Consider the following 24,311-nt stretch of genomic DNA (forward strand, 5'->3'; position numbering starts at 1 on the left):
CAAATGGGACTTCCTGCCTTCGATGCGAACTGGCGCGAGAAGCAGCGGATCAAGCCTCGCATCTGTGTGCTGGAGGTTCGGGATCGGCTCAAGCCCGATGGCGAGCCGATAGCTCGGCTGTTTGTCCAGCGACAGGAGAACTATCGTCGCGACGACAGGGACGGTCAGATGTACGAGGCCTCGATTCGTCTGTCCTACCAGACCATCGAGCCCAAGCACTCGCTTCGATCCCGCATCAGCGGATCGTTCGAAGGCAGCTATTCGCGCGGTTTCCGCGAAGGCGAAGCCTCGGTGTCGCTGATAGGCGGTGCACTCTTCTTGGACCCTGCCGAGCTGCGCGGCCAGCGGATCGGCACCTACTTGATGAACGAGATCGTGGTCTGGGCGCAGCAATGGCCGGAAGCCAAGGTGAGGCCGATCAAGTTGCTGTCCGGGCAGGCGGAAGAGGAAAACCGAGACAGACGCAACCGCTTCTATGAGCGGTTCGGCCTGGTATTCGCATACAGCGACCCGGAGCACCGGGAAGGAGTGTCGAAGTCCATGCCAGTCAAGAAACTGACCCCTGTCACGTCCTGGGAGGTGAACATCCGGGAGAGATATCCTCGTGAATACCTGGCCGAACTGCTCTATGAGCGAGAGCGAATGGTGATGGAGGCATCGCAACGCGACACGGCCATCAAGAACCTCTCCGCGACGCTGGAAGATGCCAGGAATCACCCTGTTCGCTGGGCCGCACGCCGGCTGTGGTGGCGGTTGCAGCCCATCCTCCTGCAAGGCGCAATGCTGCTGGCGTTTGCGGGGCTCGTCTGGGCTAGCCTCCGGTCGAAATAGGTGAAAGCGAAATACGTCTCCACGGCGATTCATCACCGCGTCTCGATCAACTGGACGTTGACCGCCGCCATCACCAGCGCCCGCACCTCGACGGAGTGAACGATCAGACGGGCTCCATCATCCGCCTCGATCTGCACCATGTCGCGCCCCTCGGCGATGAACTCGGCCCGCAAAGCCCGGCCGATGTCAGCGAGCACGTCCTGCTGGTCAATGCGCTGGTGCATCGCGACTATTTCGCCAGCGCCTCGATCCGTATCCTGGTGTTCACCGACCGGGTGGAAGTCATCTGCCCGACAGCCTGAGCGTGGAGGATGTGCGCCAGGGCAAGACCAACCGGCGCAATCCGACGCTGACGGAACACGCTTTCCGGGTGCTGCCCTATCGCGGCCTGGGCAGCGGCATTCCGCGTGCGCTGGAGGCATGGCCGCGCATCGACCTGGCCGGTGACATGCGGGGCAAACAGTTCAGCGCGGTGGCGCACCGGCCGGAAGCGGAATGGGCGAGCGCGACCGACCAAGTCACGCAGGAGGTGCTTCGCCTTCTGTCCATGATGCAGGGCGACATGTCACGAGCCGAAATCCAGGACGTACTGGAACTGAAGCACCTGCCCCATCTGCGCGAGGCCTATCTGAATCCGGCGCTGGATCGAGGTTTGATCGAAATGACCCTCTCCGGCAAGCCCCGCAGCCGCCTGCAAAAATACCGCCTGACCGCCGCCGGCCGGCAGTGGCTGCAATCGCGGCAGAAGGACTAGTCATACGCTAAGCGATCCCCATATTCTCCGCGAACGTCTCTGCCGTATATCCGCGCCGGAACCTGCCCGCCTCTACCAGCCTGGGCACCAGTTCATCGAGCAGCAGATCCAGCGACTGCGGGGCGCCGCCCGGCAGCGCGATGAAGCCGTCGGCAGCCTCGGCGCCGATGCGCTCGATGATTTCGTCGAACGCATCATCGACCGTGCCGACGACGATCCAGTGGGCCGAACCCGCTGCTTCCGGGCGGGAGAGCAGATCGTTCAGGCTGGGCCGTTCGCGGACGACCAGGCGGCGCAGCAATTCGACGTGGGTGGGACTGCGCGCGCCGGCCGGAGGCTCGCCCAGCATGGCGGGTGTGATGGGCTGGTCGGGCGCGAGCTGCGCGAGGTCCAGCCCTAGCGCCTGCGAGGCGTAGTTGAGCTTGCGCGCGCTGTCCTGGCCTGCGTGAGTAGTTTCGTACAGTTCCCGCGCCTGGGCGCGGCTGGCGCCCAGATAGAGGCTGAGGCCAGGCAGCACACGCACTGCGCCGGGCGAGCGGCCACACGCGGCGGCACGCCGGCGCAGATCCTGGCGTAGCTGCGTGCCACAGGCGATATCTGGCGTGGCGGCAAACACGGCGTCGGCGACGCGGGCAGCGAAGTCACGGCCGGCATCGGAAGCGCCAGCCTGGAAGAGCGGGATGCGGCCGCCCGCGCGTGCAGGCACGTTGAGCGGGCCACGCACACAGAAATGCTCACCTTCGTGGCCGATGGCGTGGATGCACGAAGTGTCGGCATAGCGCCCGGTTCGACGGTCGGCCAGTACGGCTTCCTGCGGAAAGCTGCGCCACAGTGCGCGCACGACCTCGGTGAACTCGCTGGCCTTGCGGTAGGCCTCGGCCGACGTCGACATCGGAGCGCTGCCGAAATTCCAGGCGCCGTCCAGTGCGGTGACGATGTTCCAGCCCGCCCGCCCCGCGCTGATCCGGTCCAGTGACTGGATCTGGCGTGCGACGACGTAAGGCGGGTTGAACGAGGTGGCGGCGGTGGTGACGAGGCCGATGCGCGAGGTATCGCGGGCCAGTGCGGCCAGGAGCAGGGTGGGGTCCAGGCTGCTGAAGCCTGGGCCGTGCTCCAGCGCCGGCACATCGATGAAGAGGGCATCGGGGCGGAACACGAAGTCCAGGCAGGCAGCCTCGGCACGCCGAGCGACGCCGGCATAGAAGTCGGGACCATGGACTTCTTCCACCCGGCTGGCAGGGTGGCGCCAACCACCCGCGGACAGCCAGGTGGCGGCCAGGGAAAGTCCGATGCATAAAGAGGAATGGGGCATGGCAGGCTCCTTGTTCCGGGTCGATGAGGGATGTCAGTCCGCGTGCGTATCTGCGCCGGCCATCGGCACGACCAGCGGCGAACCGGTGACCGGATCGGGGATGACCACGCTGCGGATGCCGAATAGCCGCTGCACCAGTTCCGGTTCGATGATCTCGGCAGGCGGGCCGACGGCTTCCACGGCCCCTGCCCGCATGGCGACGATGTGGTCGGCGTAGCGTGCCGCCTGGTTCAGGTCGTGCAGGACCATGACCAGGGTCTTGCCGTCCTGGCGGTTCAGGCGGCGGCACAGGTCCAGCATGTCGAGCTGGTGGGCGATGTCCAGATAGGTGGTGGGTTCGTCCAGCAGCATGAGCGGCGCATCCTGGGCCAGCGCCAGGGCCAGCCAGACGCGCTGGCGCTGGCCGCCCGAGAGCGCGTCGACCGGGCGGTCGGCCAGTTCGACCAGGCGGGTGCGGATCAGGGCCTGCCGCACGGCAGCTTCGTCCTCGGCCGACCATTGCCGCCACAGCGACTGATGCGGATGACGGCCGCGCGCCACGAGCTCGGCCACGCGGATGCCGCCTGGCGCCAGCGGAGACTGGGGCAGCAGTCCGAGCCGGGTAGCCAGTTCACGCGCCCCGTAGCGGCGGATGTCCTTGCCGTCCAGCACGACCTGCCCCGCCTCCGGTGCGAGCAGACGCGCCAGCGCCCGCAGCAACGTGGACTTGCCGCAGGCATTGGGACCGACGATGACGGTGATGCGTCCGCGCGGAATGGCGAGATCCAGGCCCTGGCAGACCAGATGGCCGCCGTTGGCCAGCCTCAGGCCATGCGCCTGCACCGTGGGGATAAGGGTATCGGGAGGCAATGATGTCATGCGGGGCAGACCGTCTCAGGCGCTGCGGCGGCGCGTGAGCAGCCAGATCAGGTAGAGGCCGCCGAGCAGGCCGGTGAGCTTGCCGATGGGCAGGTTGAGTTCCAGGGGCTGGCTCTGGCCCAGCAGATCGGCGGCAGCGACCAGGCAGGCGCCCATGGCCGCCGAAGCCAGGACGGGCGGCCCGCCCGCGTCGAGCAGGCGGCGGGCGAGTTGGGGTGCGGCCAGGGCGATGAAGGCAATCGGCCCGGCCGCGCCGGTGGCCAGCGAGGCCAGCATCACGGCGCAGAGCACCATGCCCAGCCGCAGCCCTTCCACCGGCACGCCGAGCTGGCTGGCGAGGTCGTCGCCCATTTCCAGGATCGCCAGCCGGCGCGCGCACAGCAGCACCGGCGGAATGAACACGACGGCCGCGCCGATGGCCAGCCAGGCGTGGGTCCAGGCGCGCGCGTTGAGTGAACCGGCCAGCCAGAGATTGGCCAGGATCGCGTTGTCCAGATTGCCTTTGGCGAGCAGCAGGCCGTTGACGGCGTGCAGCATGGCGCCTGCGCCGATGCCGATCAGGACCAGGCGCTGCGACCCGAGCCGGCCATGGCGCCGCGCCAGCAGCCAGACCACGGCTGCCGTGAGCAAGCCGCCCGCCGTGGCGCCCAGCGCCGCCCCCGTGATGGAAGGGCCGTACAGCACGATCTGCAACAGGGCGCCGGTGGCCGCACCGGTCGTGAAGCCGATGAGATCGGGCGAGCCCAGCGGATTGCGCGACAGCGACTGGAACACCGCGCCCGACACACCCAGCGCCGCGCCGACGAACAGCCCGGTCAGCACACGCGGCAGGCGGATGTCCAGCAGCAGACGTTCGCCTGCCGTGGCTGCCTGGCCGCCGATCCAGATCTCCGCGATGCGGGCCAGCGTCAGCCCGCCGCGCCCCATGGCCAGCGCCGCCAAGCCCAGGAGAAAAGCCAGCAGCAGGAGCAGCGCGCAGGCCGCCGCGGCACGCGGCCGCGCCGCGATGGAGAAGCGGCCCAGCCGCCAGGCGATCGGCAGCGCGGCGCAGTTGCGTGGCGCGGACATCTAGCCGGCTCCCATGCGGCGCCGCGCCAGCGCGATGAAGACAGGCCCGCCGATGAGCGCAGCCATGATGCCGGCGCCGGCCTCGGCGGGATGGATGATGATGCGGCCCAGCGTGTCCGCGGCCAGCAGCAGGCAGGCGCCGACCAGCGCGGCGCAGGGAATCAGCCGCCGGTGGTCCGGGCCGCAGGCATGTCGCGCCAGGTGTGGCGCAGCCAGGCCGATGAAGGCCAGCGGCCCGGCCGCGGCAGTGGCGGCACCGGCGAGCAGCACGATGGCGAGGGCCGCGCCCAGCCACACCCGTTGCGGCCTCGCGCCCAGTGACTTGCCGAGGTCGCGCCCCAGGGCGAGTGCGTCGAGCGGGCCGGCCAGCGCCAACGCCGCCAGCCAGCCGAGCAGCATGGCCGGCAGGACGGCGGCCAGCACCTCCATGCCGCGTCCCTGCAGCGAGCCGGTCGCCCAATGGCGGAACTGGTCGAAGACGCGATCGTCGCTGTTGAGGGTGATGATCTGGGTCAGCGCGAACAGCACCGCGGACAATGCCGCACCGGCCAGCACCAAACGCAGCGGATCGTGGCCGCGATGCAGCCCGCCAATGAGGTAGACGGCGATGCCGGCCAGCGCCGCACCGCAAAAACCTGCCGCCATCTGGCCAGCCGGACCGTAGGCGCCGGCCCAGGCCACCGCGGCAACGATGGCCGCCGCCGCACCGGCGGTAACGCCCAGCAGGCCGGGGTCGGCCAGCGGGTTGCGGGTCAAGGTCTGCATCAGCGCGCCGGCCGCACCCAGCGCGCCGCCGGCGAGCAACGCCAGCAGCGTGCGCGGCACGCGCAGGTGGCGCAGCAGCAGATGTTCGCTGTCGCCGGCATCGAAGGCAGTCAGGGCTTGCCAGACGGTGGCGGCCGCGAGCGGACGGGCACCGACGGCCAGGCTTGCCACCGCGAGCAGCAGGATACCGGCCAGGCAGGTGGCGGCCAGGATCGCAGGGCAGCGGGTGTCGGCCGGCATGCGCATCAACGGGCGGCGAACCGCGCCAGCAGCCCGTCGATGATTTCGCCGGCGCTGTAGGCGTCGATGCGGAACGAGTTCCTGCCCAGCCCGTAGACTTGCCGGGCCCGTACCGATGGCAGGTTGGCGAGCACGGGATCGCGCAGCATCGCGGCGGCTCCGGAGTCATCCGCGCGCAGCACGAAGGTGGTCTGCGCGGTGAGGCGGGTCAGGGCTTCATAGGGCGCCCAGACGAAGTCGCCTGCCTGGCCCAGCGCGCCGTGCCAGGCAGGATCGGCGGATTCGATGCGAAAGCCCAGTGCCTGCAGCAGCCGCGCGTGCGGGCTGTTCGCGGTGGCGATGGGATTGTCCACGCCGGGGCCGTTGTAACTGACGATGTTGGCCAGGCCTTCCGGAATCCGCAAGTGGGCGCGGGCCTCCACCACCCGGGCGTCGAAGCGCGCAATGGCGTCACGGGCCTCGGCCTCCATGCCCAAGGCCAGGCCAAGCTGAACGGCCAGGCCCTGCCAATCCTGGCGGCCGTAATCGACCATGATGGCGGGGGCGATGGCTTGCAGACGGTCGAACTGTTCGCGGGCCGAATCGGCGCCGTTGCCCGAGACGACGATGAGATCGGGCTGGGCGGCATAGGCAACCTCGAGATCGACCTGCCCGGCCGGCCACAACCTGGTCACGCCGCGCTCGCGTGCCACCGCGGCCCATTGCTCGAAGAATGCGCCATTGGCGGAACTGGCACTGGCGGCAACCGGTGCGTCAATCGCCAGCAGGGTGCCGGTCGCGGTGACCGACGTCGACAGGATGCGGCGCGGGCGCCGGGCAATCTCGGTGACCGAGCCATCGGCATTCTCGAAGCGGCGCGGCCAGCCGGGCGCCTCGGCACCGGACTGCGCAGCCGCCGTCGCCCGGCGGCCGGGATGCAAGGCCAGCAGCGAGGCGGGAAGCAGCCATCGCGCTGCGGCGAGCGCGGTGATACCTGCAGCAGTCGTCGCCATGAAACGGCGCCGTCTCACCAGCTCAGCCTCGCATTGGCCATGACCGTGCGCCCGGTGCCGTAGTAGCACGAGGTGGCGGCGGTGCAGGTGGCGACGTAGCGCTTGTCGGCCAGGTTGCTGGCGTTGAGCGACAGGCGCAGGTTCATGTTGCCGACCTTGCCGACGTCGTAGCGGATCGCCGCGTCGTACAGCGTGTACGAAGGAATGTGCAGGTAGTTGGCCAGATCGCCCCGGGTCTCCCCCACGTAGCGCGCGCCTGCGCCCACGCCCAGCCCGCGCAGCGGCCCGCCCTGGATGGTGTAGTCCATCCACAGCGAACCCATCCAGTCGGGCACGCGGACCATGCGGTTGCCGGTGTAGCCATCGTTGTTGCGGACGACCTCGGAGCTCATCCGCGTGAGCGCGCCAATCACGCTGAACCCGGGCTGCGGCGTGATGCGGCCTTCCAGTTCGATGCCGCGCACGCGCACCTCGCCGGTCTGCACCTGGAAGCTTTCGTCGGCGGCGTTGCGCGGATCGGCTGTCAGCACGTTCTTCTGCGTCAGTTCATAGGCCGAGAGCGTGATCATGCCGTCGATGCGGGCCGGCTCGTATTTCACGCCGGCTTCCCATTGCTTGCCGGTCACGGGTTTGAAACTGCCGCCCTCGCGTTTCGTGCCAGCGGTGGGCTGGAAGGATTCGGCATAGCTCAGATAGGGTGCGATGCCATTGTCGAACAGATAGCTCACCCCAGCACGGCCGGTGAAAGCCTCGTCGCGCGTATCCTGCCGCTGCCCATTCAACCGATTGAGCGAATCGATACGGGTCTTGTCGTAGCGGCCGCCCAGCGTGAAGCGCCAGCGATCCAGCGCAATCTGGTCCTGCAGATAGATGCCGGCCTGGGTGTCGGTTTCGCGGGTGGACATCTGGGGAAGCAGCGTGGGTGCGAAATCGTAATGGGTATGGATCGGATCGTAGACGTCGATGGCGATGGCGGCGGGCGAGACCTGCGCGGCATGGCGCAGGAAGGTCCAGTCGCTTTCCTGCCAGTCGAAGCCGGCCACCAGCGTATGGACTGCCGCGCCGGAGCCGAACGTACCCTCCACCCGGGTATCGATGGTCAGCGCATCGGAATCGCCGATACCCTGCACCGCGCGCCGCTGCAGGCTGCGGCCGTCGATCAGGGTATTGAAATCGGTGAGCGGCGCACCGCGCCTGCCATTGCCCACGGTGGCCCGATAGAGCGAGTCCACGTGCGTGTAGCGGGCGTTCTGGCTCAGCTTCCAGGCATCGTTGAACTGATGTTCGAGCTGCCAGCCGGCCGCCCAGATCTCGCGGTCGTAGACATTCCAGTTCGGCTCGCCCAGGAAGGTGTCGTTCTTGATGTAGCCCCTGGCGCCCTTCACCACCGTCCCCTGATAAGGCAGGAACTGGAAGGTGCTGCCGCCGCTGTCCTTCTGGTAAAGGCCTTGCAGCGTCAGGCGGGTGGCGCCGCCGTTGAAGCGCAGCGTGGCGCTGGGTGCGATGAACCATTGCTTGTGATCGGTGTGGCGGATCTGCGTATCGCCGTCGGCATACAGGCCGACCAGCCGCCACATCAGATTCCCGTCGCCATTGGCGCCACCGATGTCGAACGCCGTCTGCCCGCGTCCGTGGCCGTCGACCTGCAGTTGCAGAACCTGCTCCTGGTCCAGCCTGGGCCGTTTGCTCACCTGGTTGACCATGCCGCCGGGCGCCAGTTGTCCGTAGAGCACGCTGGACGGCCCCTTGAGCACTTCCACCCGCTCCAGGTTCCAGGTATTGAAGGAGGTCCGGTTCCAGCTCAGGCTGCTGTCGGATGGCGCTCGCAGCCCGTCGAGCATGACGTTGGCGCCGAAGCTGCCTGCGTCGAAGCCACGGATGTACAGGTCATCCACCCGGTTGTCGATGCCCTGGCTTTCCGGCAGCACACCTGCGGTGTAGCGGGTGGCTTCGTTCAGGTTCTGCACGCCGCGCTGGTCCATTTCGCGGCGCTCGATCACCGATACCGATTGGGGTACTTCGACCAGCGGCGTGTCGGTCTTGGTCGATGCGCCGATGCTGTCTGCAGGCCGGTAGGCATTGACGGTGACCGGTGCCAGCATGACGGACGTTTCTTCGGCGTGGAGCGCGCCGACATGGACGAGCAGTGCAGCCAGCAGCGGATAGACCGCCGCATGGCGGGAAAGGGACGGCCGCAGGCGAATGAAGCAAGGCGAGGGGGTCGTGGCGATGGCCGGCACGAAGCATCTCCTGAGGATCAATGAGAGTGGTTCTTATTCATTTTTCCATGGGGATGCGAGGCAAGCCTTCGTGTGAACGGCAGAATTCTTCGCGATAACGGCAATGTGCGCAGCGCGCTGGCTAGAGACCTGCGCGCACCTGCCTGGGCGTCAAGCCGAACCGGCGGCGGAAGGCAGTGGCAAAACTGCCGGGATTGGTATAGCCGGCCAGTTCCGACGCCTGCGCCACGCTCAGCCCATCGTGCTCCAGAGCATGGCGCGCCAATGACAGGCGTTCGCGCTGCAGGAAATCGAACACCGTCATGCCCATCGCTTGCCGGAACTGCCGCTGCAGCGTGGTGGCCGTGGTGTTTGCGTGCCGGGCGATCTCGTCGATGCTGAGCGGCAGGGCTGCGTTTTCGCTCAGCCAGCACCTCAGTTCGAGCATGCGCCGGTGGACGACCGGGCGCAGCGGTCCGCCCGATGCTGCGCAATCGCCGGCCTGCGTACGGGAAAACGCCTCCATGACCAATTCGATGGCACGGCTTTCCAGGTACATGCCGATCAGCATGGACGGCATGAGCGGCGGATGCAGAAGCTGCTCGGCGAGCACGCGCGCCTTGCTGGAGGCGGTCCACAGCCGAGCTTCCAGATGCGCGGGAAGGGCCGGCGTGCGCTCTGCCCGTGCGCCAAAGGATTCTTCCAGCCATTGGTGACCCAGGCCGATGCAGATACGCCGCGACCAGTCGCCCCGGTGCGCGACTCGCCGGCATTCCTCGGGCTCGTGCAGCACCACCATGCCCGCATCCGCGCCCTGGGCATGCGCCAGCTTCAGCCCGCGCCCGCCGTAGGCGACATCGATGGCGCCATCCAGCACCATCACGATGCGTACGCCTTCGTCCACCGTGGCTTGCCGGGACACGCTTTCATCGTGCATGTCGCAGGCGGAGTTCAAACTGAGTCCGGGCCGCAGAACACGGTTCAGCCGCAAGAGCTGCATGGCGACCGGCTCGCGGCACACGCCGTTCGGGACGAGGGGCATGGCAGAGCCTGATGGGGGCAAGGGGAAACCGGTTAATGGTAATAATTATCAATTACTGCCACAAGCCCGTCGACTTTCCGGTCGTGCCGGACGTGTAGATGATCAACGCCGGATCATCCGCGGAGGTGTCGGCAATCGGCGCATGCGTCACGGCGTGGCGTCGAAGCGCATGAAAACCATGGTCAAGGGCCGCCAGCAGAGCACGCTGGTGTGGAATACGCCGGCAAGGCCTCCGCCGCGCTGGAGCAGATCAACGGCCACATCAACAGATCAGCGACCAGAACCTCCAGGTCGCCACCGCCACCGAGGAGCAATCCGACGTGGTCGGGGAGATCAACCACAACATCGAGGGCATCAGCCAGCTCACCGCCGGCACCACGCAGATCGCCGCTCAGTTGAACGAGGCCAGCGGCAACCTGCAGGCGCTGTCGACGCAGCTGGACGACCTGTTGGGCCGCTTCAGGCTGTGAGCCGCAGCCGCGAAGTGCGCGGGCGCCGCCGCGCCCGCATGCGGCGCGGCGGTAGCCGGGCGTTCACCGCCCTGTGACCGCCTTCAGCACATCCACCACCAGCCGCCAGCGGCTCAGCACCAGCGCCGAAAAGATCAACCCGCAGCCGAAGAGCTGCAGTTCGCTCATGCGTTCGCCGAACCACCATGCGGCGACCATCGCGGTCCACATCGGCTCCAGCATCAGGATCAGCGCGGCATGGCTGGGCGTGGTCAGGCTCTGGCCGTAGAGCTGGACGAAGAAGCGCAGGGTGGTCGCCAGCAGCGCGCTGGCGAGCAGCCAGCCCAGCACCGGCATCGACACCGCTTCGGGCCAGGTTTCGAACAGCGCCGACAGCGGCAGCATCAGCACGCCGACCGTCATCACCTGCACCGTGCTCAGCGCCAGCGGCGGCACGCTGCGCACTACCCGGCCGTTGAGATTGATCAGCACCGCGAACACCACCGCGGCAGCCAGGAAGAACCATTGCCCGGGCTCGAAGCGGAAACCGTGCTCCAGCGACAGACAGGCGAAGCCGGCCAGCGCCAGCGGCATCGACACCCAGGCGACGCGGGGCGGACGCTCACCGAAGAACAGGCGGCCGACGAGCGGCACCAGCACCACGCCCAGGCTGGAGATGAAGGCGCCTTCACCCAGGTGGCTGGCGTGGTGGAGGCCGCCGATCCAGAAGCCCATCGCCAGTGCGAACAACACGCCGATCAGCAGCGCGCCGCGCCAATTGGCTCCGCTCATCGCCCGCAGCTGCGTCCAGCTGAAGGCCGCCAGCACCACGCCGGCCAGCATGAAGCGGGTGCCGATGAACATCAGCGGCGGCAGGCCCGCGAGCGACTCCTTGGAGAAGATCCAGCCGGCGGCGGCCACCAGGGTCGCCAGCACGAGCAGCAGATCCGCCTTGAGCGGATGGCGGGTATCGGACATGGAGAACGGCCTCAGTCGCCGCTCGGCGGACGGGCGAGCTTGCGTTGCAGGGTGCGACGGTGCATCTGCAACGCCCGCGCGGTGGCCGAGATGTTGCCGTCGTGCTCGCCCAGCACGCGCTGGATGTGCTCCCACTCCAGCCGGTCGACCGACATCGGCGCATCGGGCGCATGCTCGTCGATGACGACGACTTCGGCCTGCAGCCCTTTGACGATGGCATCGACCTCGGCCGGCTTGGCCAGGTACTGGACGGCGCCGAGCTTCACCGCGTCGACCGCGGTGGCGATGCTGGCATAGCCGGTCAGCACCAGGATGCGCGCATCGGGGCTGGCTTCGAGCAGCGGGCGGATGAGCTTGAGGCCGGATTCGCCGCCGATGTTGAGGTCGAGCACGATGAACTCGGGCGCATGGTCCTGCGCCAGCTCGAGCGCGCCTTCGCTGTCGGTGGCGCCGTAGGTGTCGAAGCCGCGCTGCGCCAGCGCACGCGACAGCACCCGGTTGAAGGCGGGATCGTCATCGACGACGAGCAGGACGGGGGCGTGTTCGGGGCTCATGCGGCAGGCGGAGGGGTCAGGCGTGCAATGGTGCCACCTCCCGGGCGCGAAAGGAATCCGGCCCGCCATCCGTGTGAGCATGGACTGGATGCTTGCCTTAATTGCATTTGCTGCAATATAATTTATACAAATGTTGATGCACTGCTTGCATCGAATTCCTTTCGCCGATTCCTGACTGCCTGCTTCTGCGCCGGCGCGGTCGGCTTCATTCAACGGCCTGAGCGTCGCTTGAGTTCCTTTGTAGGCCCTGCGGGGCCGGCCGGCAGGTGATCCTGTTCCCTGACGGTTTGGTGTGCCGCTCGCCATCCGCTGGCAAACGCCGCACCACCGACAAACAACCCATGGCATGAACGACACGGACCGAAGCACCACGAGCATCTCCCCTTCCCTTCATTTCCGCTCCGCACGCCCCGGCGACGGCGCCGCCCTGTGGCAACTGGTCGATGCGACCGGCGCGCTGGAACTCAACTCGGCGTATTTCTATCTGCTGTTCGCGGCCGATTTCGGTGACACCTGCCTGGTCGCCGAACGCGACGGCCGCATCGTCGGCACCGTCGTCGGCTACCACCCGCCACGCCGGCCCGACACGGCCTTCGTCTGGCAGATCGGCGTACTGCCGGAACTCCGCGGCCAGGGCCTGGGGCTGAAGCTGCTGCAGGAATGGGCCGCGCTGCCGGCCAATCGCGGCTGCAAGTGGGTCACCGCCACCGTCGCCGACGACAACGCGGCGTCACAGGCACTGTTTCGCCGCTTCGCCCGCGACTGCGGCGCGGACTGCGAAGTCTCGCCGCTGTTCACACCGGAGCTGTTTCCCCGTCCGCACCCTGCGGAACCCCTGTACCGCATCGGTCCGCTCGACGGCTCGGCACACTGAGCCTCTGCACCGGGGACGGCGCCCGCCCGGCGCTTTGCCGGCGCCGTCGGCCGGCACCACTCGCGGGTACCCGCCCGCTGGCGCCACCACTCGAACCACTACAAGGAGGAGTCTGATGAACGTCTTCGAACGACACGAATCCGAGGTCCGCGGCTATTGCCGCAATTTCCCCGCAGTATTCACCACGGCCAAAGGTCCCTGGATGAGCGACCAGCGCGGCCGGCGCTATCTCGATTTCTTCTGCGGCGCCGGGGTGCTCAACTACGGCCACAACCCGGAGCCGATCAAGCGCGCGCTGACCGACTACCTGCTGGCGGACGGCATCACCCATACGCTGGACATGTACAGCACGGCGAAGGCGCGCTTCATCGAACGCTTCAACGCGCTGATCCTCGAGCCGCGCGGCCTGAGGTACAAGCTCCAGTTCCCCGGCCCCACCGGCACGAACGCGGTCGAGGCGGCGCTGAAGCTGGCGCGCAAGGTCACCGGCCGCGAGCAGGTGGTGAGCTTCACCAACGCCTTCCACGGCATGACGCTGGGTTCGCTGGCGGTGACCGGCAACGGCTTCAAGCGCGCCGGCGCCGGCGTGCCGCTGTCGCACGCGGCTTCCGTCCCCTTCGACGGCTATCTCGGCAGCGACGTCGACACCCTCGACTACTTCGAAGCGATGCTGCTCGACAACGGCAGCGGCATGGAAGTGCCGGCCGCGGTGATCGTCGAGACGGTGCAGGCCGAAGGCGGCGTCAACATCGCCAGCGCCGAGTGGCTGCGCCGCCTGCGCAAGATCACCCGCGACAACGGCATCGTCCTGATCGTCGACGACATCCAGGTCGGCTGCGGGCGCACCGGGCGCTTCTTCAGCTTCGAGGAAGCCGGCATCGAGCCCGACATCGTCACGCTGTCGAAGTCGCTGTCCGGCTACGGCCTGCCGCTCGCACTGGTGCTGATCCGCCCCGAACTGGACCAGTGGGAGCCGGGCGAGCACAACGGCACCTTCCGCGGCCATTGCCCCGCCTTCGTCACCGCCACCGCGGCGCTGGAGCACTTCTGGCAGGACGACCACCTGAGCCGGGCAGTGGAACAGAAAAGCGCGCTGGTACGGAAACGCCTTCAGCGCATGCTGAAGTCGCACGGTGTCGACGGCACGGTGCGGGGCCGCGGCCTGATCCAGGGCGTCGAGTTCGGCAACCCCGAACTCGCCGGCCGCGTCTCGCAGGCCTGCTTCGAGCGCGGCCTGATCATCGAGACCGCCGGCATCAACGACCAGGTGCTGAAGCTGCTGCCCAGCCTGACCATGGACGAAGCCACGCTGGGCAAGGGCCTGGACATCATCGACGACGCGCTGGCCTCGGTGCTGGCCGAAGACGTCGGCCAGGTCGCCTGAATCGCGCCAGCACTTCCCAAAACAAAACAGACATCGAGGACCCGAACCATGATCGTGAAGCATCTCGACGACATCCTCGGCACCGCCGCCGACGTGGACACCGACGGCTGGACCAGCCGCCGCCTCATCTACAAGCAGGACGGCATGGGCTATTCGGTCAACGACACCATCATCAAGGCCGGCGCCGAGCTCGAAATGGAGTACCGCAACCACCTCGAGACGGTCTATTGCATCGAAGGCGAGGGCGAGATCACCGATCTCGCCACCGGCCTCACCCATTCCATCCGGCCGGGCACGCTGTACGCCCTCAACGACCACGACCGCCACATCCTGCGCGCCAACAAGGGCGTGCCGATGCGCATGGTGTGCGTCTTCAACCCGCCGCTGAGCGGGCGCGAAGTGCATGACGAAAGCGGTGCCTACGCGCTGGCCGACTGAGGAGGAGCATGCCATGACGACGACCCTGTCAGCGCAGGCCGCACAGGCGCGGCCGCGGGACGACGACCGTTATCCGTCCCGCTTCTGGCCCGAGCCGCGCATCACCGAGCGCCGGGATCCGGTGGTCCATGGCGGCGTCGGCGACGGCCCGCTGGACGAGGCCGAGCTGCGCTTCTACCGCGACAACGGCTATCTGACTTTCGAGCAGTTGATCGGCGCCGACGAGCTCGACGCCTACCTCGCCGAGCTCGACGCGCTGCGCCGCGACGAAGCCGTCAGGCAGGCGGCGGAAGCCGTCATCGAACCCGACAGCGGCGAGCTGCGCTCGCTGTTCGAAGTCCACAAGCGCAGCGCCGTGCTGCGCCGGCTGTGTGCCCACCCCAGGCTGGTGGCGATCGCGCGCCAGTTGCTGGGCAGCGAAGTCTATCTGCACCAGTCGCGCATCAACTACAAGGGCGGCTTCCGCGGCAAGGAGTTCTACTGGCACTCCGATTTCGAGACCTGGCACATGGAGGACGGCGTGCCGGCAATGCGGATGGTGAGCTGCTCGGTGAGCCTGACGCCCAACACGCCGCACAACGGCCCGCTGATGATCATCCCCGGCTCGCACCAGCGCTACATCTCCTGCGTCGGCGCCACGCCGGAGGCGCACTACCTCGCCTCGCTGCGGCGCCAGGAGGTCGGCGTGCCCGACGATGCCAGCCTGAAGCAGCTGGTCGAGGACTTCGGCATCCTCGCCCCCACCGGCCCGGCCGGCTCGGTGACCTTCTTCGACTGCAACGTGATGCACGGCTCGAGCTCCAACATCACGCCGCTGCCGCGCAGCAACGTCTTCTTCGTCTACAACAGCGTGCACAACACGCCGGCCGCGCCCTTCTGCGGCTTGCCGCCACGGCCTTCGTTCATCGCCGAACGGCAGGACTTCACGCCCATCCAGACGGAGGTTTCACCATGAACGGGCAGCGACGCCTCCGCCGCGGCGGCCTGCTCGCCGCGCTGATCGCCACGGCGCTGGCCGGCATCGGCCCCGCCGCGGCCGAGACCACGCTGGAACGCATCCAGCGCGAAGGCAGCATCCGCGTCGGTTTCGCCAACGAGGCGCCCTACGCCTACGCCACCACCTCGGGCGAACTCACCGGCGAATCGCCCACCGTGTTCCGCCACATCATGAAGCAGCTCGGCGTCGGCAAGGTCGAAGGCGTGCTGACCGAATGGGGCGCGCTGATCCCCGGCCTGAAGGCCGGGCGCTTCGACGCCATCGTCGCGTCGATGTACATCACGCCCAAGCGCTGCAAGCAGGTGCTGTTCGCCAACCCCACCTACGGCGTCGGCGACGCCCTGGTGGTCAGGAAAGGCAACCCGGACGGCATCCACACCTATGCCGACGCCGCGAGCAGCGGCAAGAAGCTGGCCTTCGTCGCCGGCACGGCGGAGATCGAGCACGGCCAGTTGGCCGGCATGACTCGACAGCAGCAGATGATCGTGCCCGACTTCGCCGCTGCCGTCGCCGCGGTCAAGGCCGGCCGCGTCTCGGCCGCCGCCTTCAATGCGATGGCCGCAGGCGAGCTGGCGGGCAAGGACGAGGCGATCGAGCGTGCCGAACCCTTCACTTTCACCCACGAAGGCAAGCGCTATCGCGGCGAAGGCTCCTTCGCCTTCCGCCTGGAGGACACCGAACTGCGCGACGCCGTCAATCGGGAGCTCGCCAGGTTCGTCGGCACCGAAGAACACCTGGCGATGGTGAAGGCGTTCGGCTTCGACGCCTCCAACCTGCCCGAGATGACGGCCGATCAGCATTGTGCCGGCGAATAGGACGGGCCCGACCGGGTCCAGTCCTGCCGCCGGCGCGCTGGCCGCGGTCGCCATCCTCGGCTTTGCCGGCGGGCTGCTCGTCTCCAGCTTCGCCGGCTTTCGCGATTTCCTGCCCGAGCTGCTGCGCGGCGCGGCGACCACCGTACAGGTAGCCGCCGGCGGCAGCTTGGTCGCGGTCGTGGCCGCGCTGCTCGCTACCACGGCACGGCTCTACGCTCCACTGCCGCTGCGCTGGCTCGCAGTCGCCTACGTCGAGCTGTTCCGCGGCACCTCCGCCCTGGTGCAGCTGTTCTGGCTGTTCTTCGTGCTGCCGATGCTCGGCATCAGCCTGTCGCCGATGACGGCGGGCATTGCCGCGCTCGGCCTCAACATCGGCGCCTACGGCAGCGAAGTGATGCGCGGCGCGATCGAGGCCGTGCCGCGCGGCCAGTGGGAGGCCGCCAGCGCGCTGAACCTCGGCCGCTTCCGCACGCTGCGGCGGATCGTCCTGCCGCAGGCTTTCGTCGCCATGATCCCACCCTGGGGCAATCTCTTCATCGAGCTGCTGAAGGCGACGTCGCTGGTCTCGCTGATCACGCTGTCCGATCTCGCCTTCAAGGCCCAGCAACTGAACCAGACGACGCTGCGCACGGTGGAAATCTTCGGCATCGTGCTGCTGATCTACCTCGCGCTGTCGCTGCTGGTGACGCTGGCCATGCGCGCGCTGGAGCGCCGCGCCGGCCGCCGGCTGCTGCGTGGCAAGGAGGCGCGATGAACGCACATTGGGACTGGAACTACGTCCATGAGATCCTGCCGATTCTCGGCGAGGCCGCGCTGATCACGCTGCAGGCCACGCTGCTCGGCTTCGCCCTCGCGCTGGTGATCGGCCTCGTCCTCGCCGTCTGCCGCATGGCGGCCAATCCGCTGGTACGCCATGCCGCCGCCGCGGTGGTGGAGTTCATCCGCTCGACGCCGCTGCTGATCCAGATCTTCTTCCTGTACTACGGCCTGCCGGAATTCGGCCTCGCGCTCGACGCCATGCTGGCCGGCCTGATCGCGATCGGCCTGCACTACGGCGCCTACTGCGCCGAGGTCTATCGCGCCGGCATCGACAACGTGCCGCGCGGGCAGTGGGAAGCCGCGGCCGCGCTGAACCTGCCGCCGCAGGCCACCTTCCGCCGCATCATCCTGCCGCAGGCCATTCCGCCGATCGTGCCCGCCCTGGGCAACTACCTGGTCGCGCTGTTCAAGGAAACGCCGCTGCTGTCGGCGATCGGCGTGCTGGAGCTGATGCAGACGGCAAAGATCCTCGGCTCCGAGAGCTTCCAGTACACCGAGCCGATCACGCTGGTCGGCCTCTACTTCCTCGTCTTCAGCCTGCTTGCGAGCGCGCTGATCCGGCTCCTCGAACGCCGCCTCGGCGTGCGCGCCGCTCCCCGGTCATGAACGAATCCCCCGCCTCCTCATCCGAAACACCGATGGTGCGCTTCGAGCGCGTCTCCAAGCGCTACGGCGCGCTCACGGTGCTCGACCAGCTCGATCTCGACGTCGCCAGCGGCGAGAAAGTCGCCATCATCGGCCCGTCCGGCTCGGGCAAGACCACGGTGCTGCGGGTGCTGATGGCGCTCGAGCGCATCGACGACGGCGTGATCCACATCGACGGCGAGCCGCTCACCCACATGCCGCAGGGCGACGGCCTGGTGCCGGCCGACGCCCGCCATCTGCGCAAGATGCGCAGCCACATCGGCATGGTGTTCCAGCACTTCAACCTGTTCCCGCACATGAGCGCGGTACAGAACTGCATGGAAGCACCGATGAGCGTGCTCGGCCTCGGCAAGGAAGAGGCCCACACGCGCGCCGCCGAATTGCTGACCATGGTCGGGCTGGCCGACAAACTCGACCACCATCCCGCCCAGCTGTCCGGCGGCCAGCAGCAGCGCGTGGCGATCGCCCGTGCGCTGGCGATGCGCCCGCGCGTGATGCTGTTCGACGAAGTCACTTCGGCGCTCGATCCCGAGCTGTGCGGCGAAGTGCTGAACGTGATCCGCGAGCTGGGTTCGGCGCATCAGCTCACGATGCTGATGGTGACCCACCAGATGGGCTTCGCACGCGAATTCGCCGACCGCGTCTGCTTCTTCGACGCCGGGCGCATCGCCGAACAGGGCAGTCCCGAGGAACTGTTCGGCAACCCGCAGCACGAGCGTACGCAGCAGTTCCTGCGCGCCGTCATGGAAGCGATCTGATCCCGTTTTTCAGGGATTGGGAGCCTGCCCGAACCGGCGCATCAGCGTGCTCCTGAGGCTGGCGGTCGTCAGTTCGCCCATGTGGGTATCCACCAGCCTTCCTTGTTCATCGAAGAACAAGGTGGTGGGCAGGCCGCGCGAACCGAAGACCTGCATGGCCTGGGACGAGGGGTCGAGCAGCACATCCTTGAGCCTCAAGCGCTCGCCTTGCAGGAAAGCGAGCGCCTGCTGCGCACTTTCTCCCTGGTTGAGCATGACGAAGGCGACCTGCGGGAAATCCTGCTGCGCCTGCTCGAACACCGGCATCTCGCGGCGGCAAGGCGGGCACCAGCTCGCCCACAGGTTGAGCACGACCGGCCGCCCTGCATAAGCACTCAAGCTGAGCGGCCGGGCATCGAGCGTGCTCACCTGCACGTCGGGCAGCGGCGGCCCGGATTGGTGCAGCAGCGCCAGCACCCCGCCGCCGGCGAACCAGCCCAGCACGCCCGCCGCGATGCCCGCGACCACGGGGACGCGCAGCGCGGACATCGTGCGGCTTCGCCACCAGACGAACAGCAGGGCCGCGACAACGCCGATCCACCAGGTGAAACCGCCGTCGCCGATGGCGATCATGGAAGCCGGCGCCGCGGCGTATTCTTCCCACCACTGCACGATGTAGCCCAGACGGGCGGCCAGCACGCCCCAGAACACGCTGTCGAGCAGCAAACCGCCAGCCGCCTTCTTGCACGCCCCGTCCGGCAAGCGCCTGGCGACCAGCCGTGCCACTGCCCAGGCCAGCAGCACGGCGCCAAAGACGATGACGGCACGAACCGGAAACGGGCCGATGCCGATCATGTCGCAACTGCTTCATTCAAGCCGCAGAGGAAGGCATGCATGTCGGAGCCGTGTGCCCGTTCCCTGCGTGCCAGGGCGTTTTCACGTACGCTGGACGGGGAGATGATCTGGATGTGTTGCATGGCATCGAAGTGTGAAACATGAATCCGGTACAGCATATCGGCTCCCTGGCATTGCCATGGCCCCTGCTGCTCGCCGCGGGAGCCGCGGCCCTGGGTTTGGCGGTCGGCATGGTTCTGGACCGGCGCCAGGCCGCCGGGTTCTGGGCGATGGCCTGGCGGGTGCTGCTGGTCACGCTGCTTGCCGCGCGGCTGGCTTTCGTGTTCGAGTACCGCGAGGCCTTCCTGCAGGCGCCGCTGGACATCCGCGACGGCGGCTGGAACGGCCAGATCGGCGTGATCGCGGGCTGGCTCTACGCCCTGGCGCTGATGCGCAGGCAGCCATCCGTGCGCAGGCCACTGATGGCCGGCATGGGCAGCGGCACCGCCGCCTGGGTGCTCGGCTCCATGGCCTTGCTGGTGCACGCGGGCAACGACATCCGCCTTGCTGCGGCCACCGCCCGGACCCTGGACGGCACGCAGATCGAGCTGCAGTCCTTCTCGGGCAAGCCGACCGTCGTCAATCTCTGGGCCACCTGGTGCCCGCCGTGCCGGCGCGAAATGCCCTTGCTGCAACAGGCGCAGATCGAGCATCCACGGGTTCATTTCGTCTTCCTGAACCAGGGCGAGCCTGCCGAGGAAGTGCGGCGCTTCCTTGCCAGCCGGCAGCTCGAGCTGAGCCACGTGCTGCTCGACCCCAAAGGCCAGGCAGGCGCGAACCTGGGCGGGCAGACGGGCTTGCCCACCACGCTGTTCTTCGATGCCCGGGGACGCTTGAGCACACGCTACGTGGGCGAGCTTTCCCACGAGACGCTGGAGCAGATGCTGGCCTCAACCGGCGCCCGTCACGCTCCCGCGGCAGCGCGGTGACTACCGCCGGTTGTGCTCAAAGGCCACCGGGCCGGAGCGCGAGGCCGTGAGCTCCGATCGTCGAGTGCGCAGCTCGGCGACGGAAGCACCGCGACGGAAGCCCCCCGGTTCAGGCTGCGGGCGGGCTCAGCGGCACGACAACGCGTGCGATGGTGCCGCCGCCGGGGCGAGCAAGGAAATCCAGCCCCCCGCCGTGGTGCTCGACCGCCGCGTGCGCCAGCATCAGCCCGACGCCCATGCCTTCGGCGTGGCTGCCGAGCGGAGCATGGCGCGCTGCCTCGAGCCGCACGCCGTCGATGCCGGGGCCGCAGTCCAGCACCTCGATCCGCAGCATGCCGCCGTCCGGCGCGGCATGCATTTCCACCTCGGTGCCGGCCCGGCCCGCCGCCGCGTTGGCGTTGGCCGCGTTGTCGATGAGGTTCTGCAGCGCTTCGGCCAGGCTCGCGTCGGCAACGAGGCTGAGCGCGGACAGTTCGGGCGCGATGTCCAGCCGCAAGCCGGCTTCCGGGCGCAGGCGCTGCCAGCGCGCCGCCGCGGCGCGCAGCCATGGTCCGGCGTATTCCGCCCCGCCGCCTTCGGCGCGCTGCTGGCCGGCCTCGCGCGTCAGGCTGTTGAGGATGCCCCGGCAGTGCTCCAGCTGCTCGCGCATCAGGCCGAGGTCTTCGCGCACGCCGGCATCCAGATCCTGTCGCCGCAGCAGCTCATCGGTCAGGATGCGCAGCGTGCCGAGCGGCGTCCCCAGCCGGTGCGCGGCACCTGCGGCCAGATTGCCCAGGCCGACGACGTAGGCGTCGCGCGCCCGCGCGGCGCGCGCCTCGGCCAGCGCGGCCTCGCCTTTCGCCAGTTCGGCATTGAGCCTGACGATGAACCACACCACGGTTGCCGCAGCCAGCGCGAAGCTGATCCACATGCCGGCGAGATGCCAGCGCATCGCGGTGGCGGCATCGGCCAGATGCACCGGCCAATGGAACTCCCACAGCACCGCGTAGACGCCGACCGCCACCGCCGCCAGCAGCCAGGCCTGGCGCGCCGGCAGGACCGACGCCCCCACCGCCACCACCGGCAGCAGCAACGAAATGGCGGGGTTGGTGACACCGCCGCCGAAATACAGGAAAGCGCCCCAGCCGAGCAGGTCGAACAGCAACTGCACGCAGGCGCCGCCATGCCCGTCGAGCCAGCGCACCGGACCGGCAAGCAGGAGCAGGTTCGCCAGCGCGAGGATCAGCGCCACGCCCAGCAGCGGCTGCACGGGATGGAGCGGCGCCAGCAGCGGAAACACCAGCACCGCCATCGCCACCATCGCGGAGAACGACAGCCAGCGCAGGTGCAGCAGGCGGCGACCGCCGGTGCGCAGCGCGGCGATCTCGGGCTCGGCAGTTGCAGCGCCGGCGGGCTGCAGCTCCGTGGCAGCGGGCAGCGGGGTGTCGGGCGGGCGGTACGGCCGGTTCATTCGATCGAAATCCAGTTGCAGGAGAGTCCAGATACGGTCAGGGCATGACGAACATCCTTAACACAGATCAAGGATCGCAGTTCTGGCCCGATCTAGAGTCTCCCTGCGACAAAACGCCACAGGGCATCTTGTCAGAGGCATCCATTCCGCGCACAGGCGGGGCTCGGGTGTCCGGACGAACACCGATCAAGCCAGAACGGGAGCGACACGATCATGAATGAAGTAGTGAAGATGGACCAGGCCGGTACGATGCCCGACCCGAGCCGCCGCAAGTTCCTCAACACCGCCGCCTTCGCCGGCCTGGCCGGTGCCGGCCTGTCGGTCGGGCTTTCGGCATGCAACAACGAATCCGCCCCTGCCGCTGCGTCCGCCCCGGCGGCCGCACCCGCGCCTGCTGCGGCCCCGGCCGCCGCACACAGTTCGGTCCACCTGGCCCCGGGCGAGCTCGACACCTACTACGGTCTGTGGAGCGGCGGCCACACCGGCGACTTCCGTGTGCTCGGCCTGCCGTCCGGGCGCGAACTGCACCGCGTGCCATGCTTCGTGCCCGACGCGCTGGTGGGCTGGGGCATCACCAACGAATCGAAAGCCGTCATGGGCACCAAGCCCGACGGCAGCCTGCGCTACACCGTCGGCGACACCCACCACACCCATGCCTCCTACAAGGACGGCAACTACGACGGCCGCTATGCCTGGATCAACGACAAGATCAACAGCCGCATCGCCCGCATCCGGCTCGACTACCTGGTGTGCGACAAGATCACCCAACTGCCCAACGTGCAGGGCTTCCACGGCATCTTCCCGGACAAGCGCGACCCGGTCGACCCCGCCATCAACTACACCACCCGCGTGTTCTGCGGCGCCGAGTTCCATACTCCGCTGCCGAATGACGGCCGTGACATCGACTCGCCGGAACAATACCGCGCGCTCTTCAGCTGCGTCGATGCCGAGACCATGGAGGTCCGCTGGCAGGTTCTGATCGACGGCAACTGCGACCTCGTCGCAACCTCGTACGACGGCAAGCTCGCCGCCTCGAACCAGTACAACACCGAAGGCGGCTACCACTATGAAGGCATGATGTCGGCCGAACGCGACGCCTGCATCTTCTTCAACATCGGCCGCATCGAGCAGGCGGTCAAGGACGGCAAGTTCACCACCTACGGCGCCTCCAAGGTGCCGGTGGTCGATGGCACCAAGGCAGCCAACGCCGACCCCACGACCGCGCTGGTCGCCTATGTGTCCGTGCCGAAGAACCCGCACGGGGTCAACGCCAGCCCGGACGGCAAGTACTTCATCTGCGCCGGCAAGCTGTCGCCGACCGGCACCGTGATCGAACTCGCCAAGGTGCTGGACTGGTTCGACGGCAAGCTCGACGACGTCGACAAGGCCATCGTCGCCGAAGTCGAACTCGGCCTCGGCCCGCTGCACACCGCCTTCGACGGCCGCGGCAACGCCTACACCACGCTGTTCCTCGACAGCCAGATCGTGAAGTGGAACGTCGATGCGGCAATCAAGTTCCACGCTGGCGACACCAACGTGCAATACGTCGTCGATCGCCTGGACGTGCATTACCAGCCCGGCCACATCAACGCCTCGCAGTCCGAGACCATGTTCGCCGACGGCAAGTGGCTGTGCGTGGGTTGCAAGTTCTCCAAGGACCGCTTCCTGCCGGTCGGCCCGCTGCACGCCGAAACCGAGCAACTGGTCGATATCTCGGGCGAGAAGATGGTGCTGATGGCCGACCACCCGGTCCGCCCCGAGCCGCACGACTTCATCATCTTCAAGCGCGAGCTGCTGCAACCGAAGCAGGTCTATGACCTCGGCGACTTCCCGAACGCGGTCAAGGATCCGAAGGAAGCCGGCGTGTTCCGCGACGGCAACAAGGTCACGGTCAAGATCACCTCGCTGGCGCCGGCCTTCGAGCCGCGCGAGTTCAGGGTCAAGGTCGGCGACGAAGTCACCATCATCCTGACCAACCTGGACAAGATCGAGGATCTGACCCACGGCTTCGCGATCCCGAACTACAACGTCAACTTCATCGTCAATCCGCAGGAAACCAAGTCGGTCACCTTCACCGCCGACAAACCGGGCGTGTTCTGGTGCTACTGCACGCACTTCTGCCATGCGCTGCACCTGGAAATGCGCAGCCGCATGATCGTCGAAGCCTGACGATCGCACTCCGGCAACACGGAACACAGGGGGCGCCAGCCCCCTGTGGCCTTTCCGGGCACGCGGCACGCCCTCCGGGCAAATTGATCCGCGACAAA

Annotated in this window: 25 protein-coding genes; 14 read left to right on the top strand and 11 right to left on the bottom strand. The window is 67.9% G+C overall.

Annotation, left to right across the window (positions count from 1 at the left end; genetic code table 11):
- Positions 1 to 3 precede the first annotated feature (3 nt).
- From ACNQFN_RS19940 to ACNQFN_RS19950, 3 genes are all read left to right on the top strand, one after another.
- The gene (locus ACNQFN_RS19940) at positions 4 to 831 is read left to right on the top strand and encodes a GNAT family N-acetyltransferase (RefSeq protein ID WP_418647385.1); all 828 of its coding nucleotides are present in this window, start codon (positions 4 to 6) and stop codon (positions 829 to 831) included.
- A gap of 95 nt (positions 832 to 926) precedes the next feature.
- On the top strand, positions 927 to 1,133 hold the full coding sequence (locus ACNQFN_RS19945; RefSeq protein WP_418647386.1) for a hypothetical protein: 207 nt from the start codon (positions 927 to 929) through the stop codon (positions 1,131 to 1,133).
- 11 nt (positions 1,134 to 1,144) lie between these two features.
- Positions 1,145 to 1,585: a Fic family protein gene (locus ACNQFN_RS19950; RefSeq protein ID WP_418647387.1), complete on the top strand. Its 441-nt coding sequence runs from the start codon at positions 1,145 to 1,147 to the stop codon at positions 1,583 to 1,585.
- Positions 1,586 to 1,592: 7 nt separating this feature from the next.
- Here ACNQFN_RS19950 and ACNQFN_RS19955 read toward each other — a convergent pair whose 3' ends face one another.
- The 7 genes from ACNQFN_RS19955 to ACNQFN_RS19985 all read right to left on the bottom strand — a co-directional run bounded on the left by ACNQFN_RS19955 (position 1,593) and on the right by ACNQFN_RS19985 (position 9,919).
- Positions 1,593 to 2,897 (bottom strand): NtaA/DmoA family FMN-dependent monooxygenase, encoded by a 1,305-nt coding sequence (locus tag ACNQFN_RS19955; RefSeq protein ID WP_068638867.1) that lies wholly within the window; start codon positions 2,895 to 2,897, stop codon positions 1,593 to 1,595.
- Positions 2,898 to 2,930: 33 nt separating this feature from the next.
- On the bottom strand, positions 2,931 to 3,755 hold the full coding sequence (locus tag ACNQFN_RS19960; protein ID WP_068638869.1) for an ABC transporter ATP-binding protein: 825 nt from the start codon (positions 3,753 to 3,755) through the stop codon (positions 2,931 to 2,933).
- 15 nt (positions 3,756 to 3,770) lie between these two features.
- Complete coding sequence (locus ACNQFN_RS19965; protein ID WP_418647388.1) at positions 3,771 to 4,823, bottom strand: FecCD family ABC transporter permease; 1,053 nt, start codon at positions 4,821 to 4,823, stop codon at positions 3,771 to 3,773.
- Positions 4,824 to 5,828 carry a FecCD family ABC transporter permease gene (locus ACNQFN_RS19970; RefSeq protein ID WP_418647389.1) on the bottom strand — a complete coding sequence of 335 codons (1,005 nt, stop codon included), beginning with the start codon at positions 5,826 to 5,828 and terminating at the stop codon, positions 4,824 to 4,826.
- Between the two features lie 5 nt (positions 5,829 to 5,833).
- Positions 5,834 to 6,820, bottom strand: a complete 987-nt coding sequence (fepB, locus tag ACNQFN_RS19975) for a Fe2+-enterobactin ABC transporter substrate-binding protein (RefSeq protein WP_418647390.1) — start codon at positions 6,818 to 6,820, stop codon at positions 5,834 to 5,836.
- A gap of 14 nt (positions 6,821 to 6,834) precedes the next feature.
- On the bottom strand, positions 6,835 to 9,060 hold the full coding sequence (locus ACNQFN_RS19980; RefSeq protein ID WP_418647391.1) for a TonB-dependent siderophore receptor: 2,226 nt from the start codon (positions 9,058 to 9,060) through the stop codon (positions 6,835 to 6,837).
- 121 nt (positions 9,061 to 9,181) lie between these two features.
- Entirely contained in the window at positions 9,182 to 9,919 is a 738-nt protein-coding gene (locus ACNQFN_RS19985; protein ID WP_418647392.1) for a helix-turn-helix domain-containing protein, read from the bottom strand.
- A gap of 482 nt (positions 9,920 to 10,401) precedes the next feature.
- On the opposite strand from ACNQFN_RS19985, the gene ACNQFN_RS19990 reads away from it, so the two are divergent.
- A complete protein-coding gene (locus ACNQFN_RS19990; protein WP_217999662.1) occupies positions 10,402 to 10,551 on the top strand; it encodes a hypothetical protein in 150 nt (49 codons plus the stop codon).
- Positions 10,552 to 10,614: 63 nt separating this feature from the next.
- Here ACNQFN_RS19990 and ACNQFN_RS19995 read toward each other — a convergent pair whose 3' ends face one another.
- Together ACNQFN_RS19995 and ACNQFN_RS20000 are read right to left on the bottom strand one after the other, a co-directional pair.
- Positions 10,615 to 11,508, bottom strand: coding sequence for a DMT family transporter (locus ACNQFN_RS19995; RefSeq protein WP_068638877.1), 894 nt, complete (start codon positions 11,506 to 11,508; stop codon positions 10,615 to 10,617).
- A gap of 11 nt (positions 11,509 to 11,519) precedes the next feature.
- Entirely contained in the window at positions 11,520 to 12,062 is a 543-nt protein-coding gene (locus ACNQFN_RS20000; protein ID WP_068638879.1) for a response regulator transcription factor, read from the bottom strand.
- Positions 12,063 to 12,408: 346 nt separating this feature from the next.
- Here ACNQFN_RS20000 and ectA point away from each other — a divergent pair, with 346 nt between their 5' ends.
- From ectA to ehuA, 8 genes are all read left to right on the top strand, one after another.
- The gene (ectA, locus tag ACNQFN_RS20005) at positions 12,409 to 12,936 is read left to right on the top strand and encodes a diaminobutyrate acetyltransferase (protein WP_418647393.1); all 528 of its coding nucleotides are present in this window, start codon (positions 12,409 to 12,411) and stop codon (positions 12,934 to 12,936) included.
- A 115-nt stretch (positions 12,937 to 13,051) separates the two neighbouring features.
- Entirely contained in the window at positions 13,052 to 14,320 is a 1,269-nt protein-coding gene (gene ectB / locus ACNQFN_RS20010; RefSeq protein ID WP_418647394.1) for a diaminobutyrate--2-oxoglutarate transaminase, read from the top strand.
- 48 nt (positions 14,321 to 14,368) lie between these two features.
- Positions 14,369 to 14,758: an ectoine synthase gene (locus tag ACNQFN_RS20015; protein ID WP_068638884.1), complete on the top strand. Its 390-nt coding sequence runs from the start codon at positions 14,369 to 14,371 to the stop codon at positions 14,756 to 14,758.
- 13 nt (positions 14,759 to 14,771) lie between these two features.
- Positions 14,772 to 15,713 carry an ectoine hydroxylase gene (gene thpD, locus ACNQFN_RS20020; RefSeq protein WP_418647395.1) on the top strand — a complete coding sequence of 314 codons (942 nt, stop codon included), beginning with the start codon at positions 14,772 to 14,774 and terminating at the stop codon, positions 15,711 to 15,713.
- Positions 15,710 to 16,570: an ectoine/hydroxyectoine ABC transporter substrate-binding protein EhuB gene (gene ehuB / locus ACNQFN_RS20025; RefSeq protein ID WP_068638892.1), complete on the top strand. Its 861-nt coding sequence runs from the start codon at positions 15,710 to 15,712 to the stop codon at positions 16,568 to 16,570. Before thpD ends, ehuB begins: the two co-directional genes overlap by 4 nt.
- Complete coding sequence (gene ehuC, locus ACNQFN_RS20030; RefSeq protein WP_083953718.1) at positions 16,557 to 17,324, top strand: ectoine/hydroxyectoine ABC transporter permease subunit EhuC; 768 nt, start codon at positions 16,557 to 16,559, stop codon at positions 17,322 to 17,324. Before ehuB ends, ehuC begins: the two co-directional genes overlap by 14 nt.
- Positions 17,321 to 17,995: an ectoine/hydroxyectoine ABC transporter permease subunit EhuD gene (ehuD, locus tag ACNQFN_RS20035; protein ID WP_068638893.1), complete on the top strand. Its 675-nt coding sequence runs from the start codon at positions 17,321 to 17,323 to the stop codon at positions 17,993 to 17,995. Before ehuC ends, ehuD begins: the two co-directional genes overlap by 4 nt.
- The gene (ehuA, locus tag ACNQFN_RS20040; RefSeq protein ID WP_068638894.1) at positions 17,992 to 18,792 is read left to right on the top strand and encodes an ectoine/hydroxyectoine ABC transporter ATP-binding protein EhuA; all 801 of its coding nucleotides are present in this window, start codon (positions 17,992 to 17,994) and stop codon (positions 18,790 to 18,792) included. Before ehuD ends, ehuA begins: the two co-directional genes overlap by 4 nt.
- 9 nt (positions 18,793 to 18,801) lie before the next feature.
- Here the strand turns inward: ehuA and ACNQFN_RS20045 are convergent, their stop codons facing one another.
- Complete coding sequence (locus tag ACNQFN_RS20045; protein WP_068638895.1) at positions 18,802 to 19,626, bottom strand: TlpA disulfide reductase family protein; 825 nt, start codon at positions 19,624 to 19,626, stop codon at positions 18,802 to 18,804.
- 140 nt (positions 19,627 to 19,766) lie between these two features.
- On the opposite strand from ACNQFN_RS20045, the gene ACNQFN_RS20050 reads away from it, so the two are divergent.
- Entirely contained in the window at positions 19,767 to 20,594 is an 828-nt protein-coding gene (locus tag ACNQFN_RS20050) for a TlpA family protein disulfide reductase (protein ID WP_418647396.1), read from the top strand.
- Positions 20,595 to 20,703: 109 nt separating this feature from the next.
- Here the strand turns inward: ACNQFN_RS20050 and ACNQFN_RS20055 are convergent, their stop codons facing one another.
- Entirely contained in the window at positions 20,704 to 22,044 is a 1,341-nt protein-coding gene (locus tag ACNQFN_RS20055; RefSeq protein WP_418647397.1) for a sensor histidine kinase, read from the bottom strand.
- Between the two features lie 213 nt (positions 22,045 to 22,257).
- On the opposite strand from ACNQFN_RS20055, the gene nosZ reads away from it, so the two are divergent.
- Positions 22,258 to 24,213: a TAT-dependent nitrous-oxide reductase gene (nosZ, locus tag ACNQFN_RS20060; protein WP_418647398.1), complete on the top strand. Its 1,956-nt coding sequence runs from the start codon at positions 22,258 to 22,260 to the stop codon at positions 24,211 to 24,213.
- Positions 24,214 to 24,311 lie beyond the last annotated feature (98 nt).

Origin of the sequence: Thauera butanivorans (assembly GCF_048398245.1) — a bacterium.
GTDB classification, from domain to species: Bacteria; Pseudomonadota; Gammaproteobacteria; order Burkholderiales; family Rhodocyclaceae; genus Thauera; species Thauera butanivorans.

Coding starts and splice junctions, on each gene's coding strand:
- ACNQFN_RS19965 (WP_418647388.1), bottom strand. CDS start 4,823: ATGTCCGCGCCACGCAACTGCGCCGCGCTGCCGATCGCCTGGCGGCTG.
- ACNQFN_RS19960 (WP_068638869.1), bottom strand. CDS start 3,755: ATGACATCATTGCCTCCCGATACCCTTATCCCCACGGTGCAGGCGCAT.
- ACNQFN_RS20055 (WP_418647397.1), bottom strand. CDS start 22,044: ATGAACCGGCCGTACCGCCCGCCCGACACCCCGCTGCCCGCTGCCACG.
- ectB (WP_418647394.1), top strand. CDS start 13,052: ATGAACGTCTTCGAACGACACGAATCCGAGGTCCGCGGCTATTGCCGC.
- ACNQFN_RS19955 (WP_068638867.1), bottom strand. CDS start 2,897: ATGCCCCATTCCTCTTTATGCATCGGACTTTCCCTGGCCGCCACCTGG.
- ehuB (WP_068638892.1), top strand. CDS start 15,710: ATGAACGGGCAGCGACGCCTCCGCCGCGGCGGCCTGCTCGCCGCGCTG.
- ACNQFN_RS20045 (WP_068638895.1), bottom strand. CDS start 19,626: ATGATCGGCATCGGCCCGTTTCCGGTTCGTGCCGTCATCGTCTTTGGC.
- ACNQFN_RS19940 (WP_418647385.1), top strand. CDS start 4: ATGGGACTTCCTGCCTTCGATGCGAACTGGCGCGAGAAGCAGCGGATC.
- ACNQFN_RS20015 (WP_068638884.1), top strand. CDS start 14,369: ATGATCGTGAAGCATCTCGACGACATCCTCGGCACCGCCGCCGACGTG.
- fepB (WP_418647390.1), bottom strand. CDS start 6,820: ATGGCGACGACTGCTGCAGGTATCACCGCGCTCGCCGCAGCGCGATGG.
- ectA (WP_418647393.1), top strand. CDS start 12,409: ATGAACGACACGGACCGAAGCACCACGAGCATCTCCCCTTCCCTTCAT.
- ACNQFN_RS20050 (WP_418647396.1), top strand. CDS start 19,767: ATGAATCCGGTACAGCATATCGGCTCCCTGGCATTGCCATGGCCCCTG.
- thpD (WP_418647395.1), top strand. CDS start 14,772: ATGACGACGACCCTGTCAGCGCAGGCCGCACAGGCGCGGCCGCGGGAC.
- nosZ (WP_418647398.1), top strand. CDS start 22,258: ATGAATGAAGTAGTGAAGATGGACCAGGCCGGTACGATGCCCGACCCG.
- ehuD (WP_068638893.1), top strand. CDS start 17,321: ATGAACGCACATTGGGACTGGAACTACGTCCATGAGATCCTGCCGATT.
- ACNQFN_RS19970 (WP_418647389.1), bottom strand. CDS start 5,828: ATGCCGGCCGACACCCGCTGCCCTGCGATCCTGGCCGCCACCTGCCTG.
- ACNQFN_RS19985 (WP_418647392.1), bottom strand. CDS start 9,919: ATGGTGCTGGATGGCGCCATCGATGTCGCCTACGGCGGGCGCGGGCTG.
- ehuA (WP_068638894.1), top strand. CDS start 17,992: ATGAACGAATCCCCCGCCTCCTCATCCGAAACACCGATGGTGCGCTTC.
- ACNQFN_RS20000 (WP_068638879.1), bottom strand. CDS start 12,062: ATGAGCCCCGAACACGCCCCCGTCCTGCTCGTCGTCGATGACGATCCC.
- ACNQFN_RS19995 (WP_068638877.1), bottom strand. CDS start 11,508: ATGTCCGATACCCGCCATCCGCTCAAGGCGGATCTGCTGCTCGTGCTG.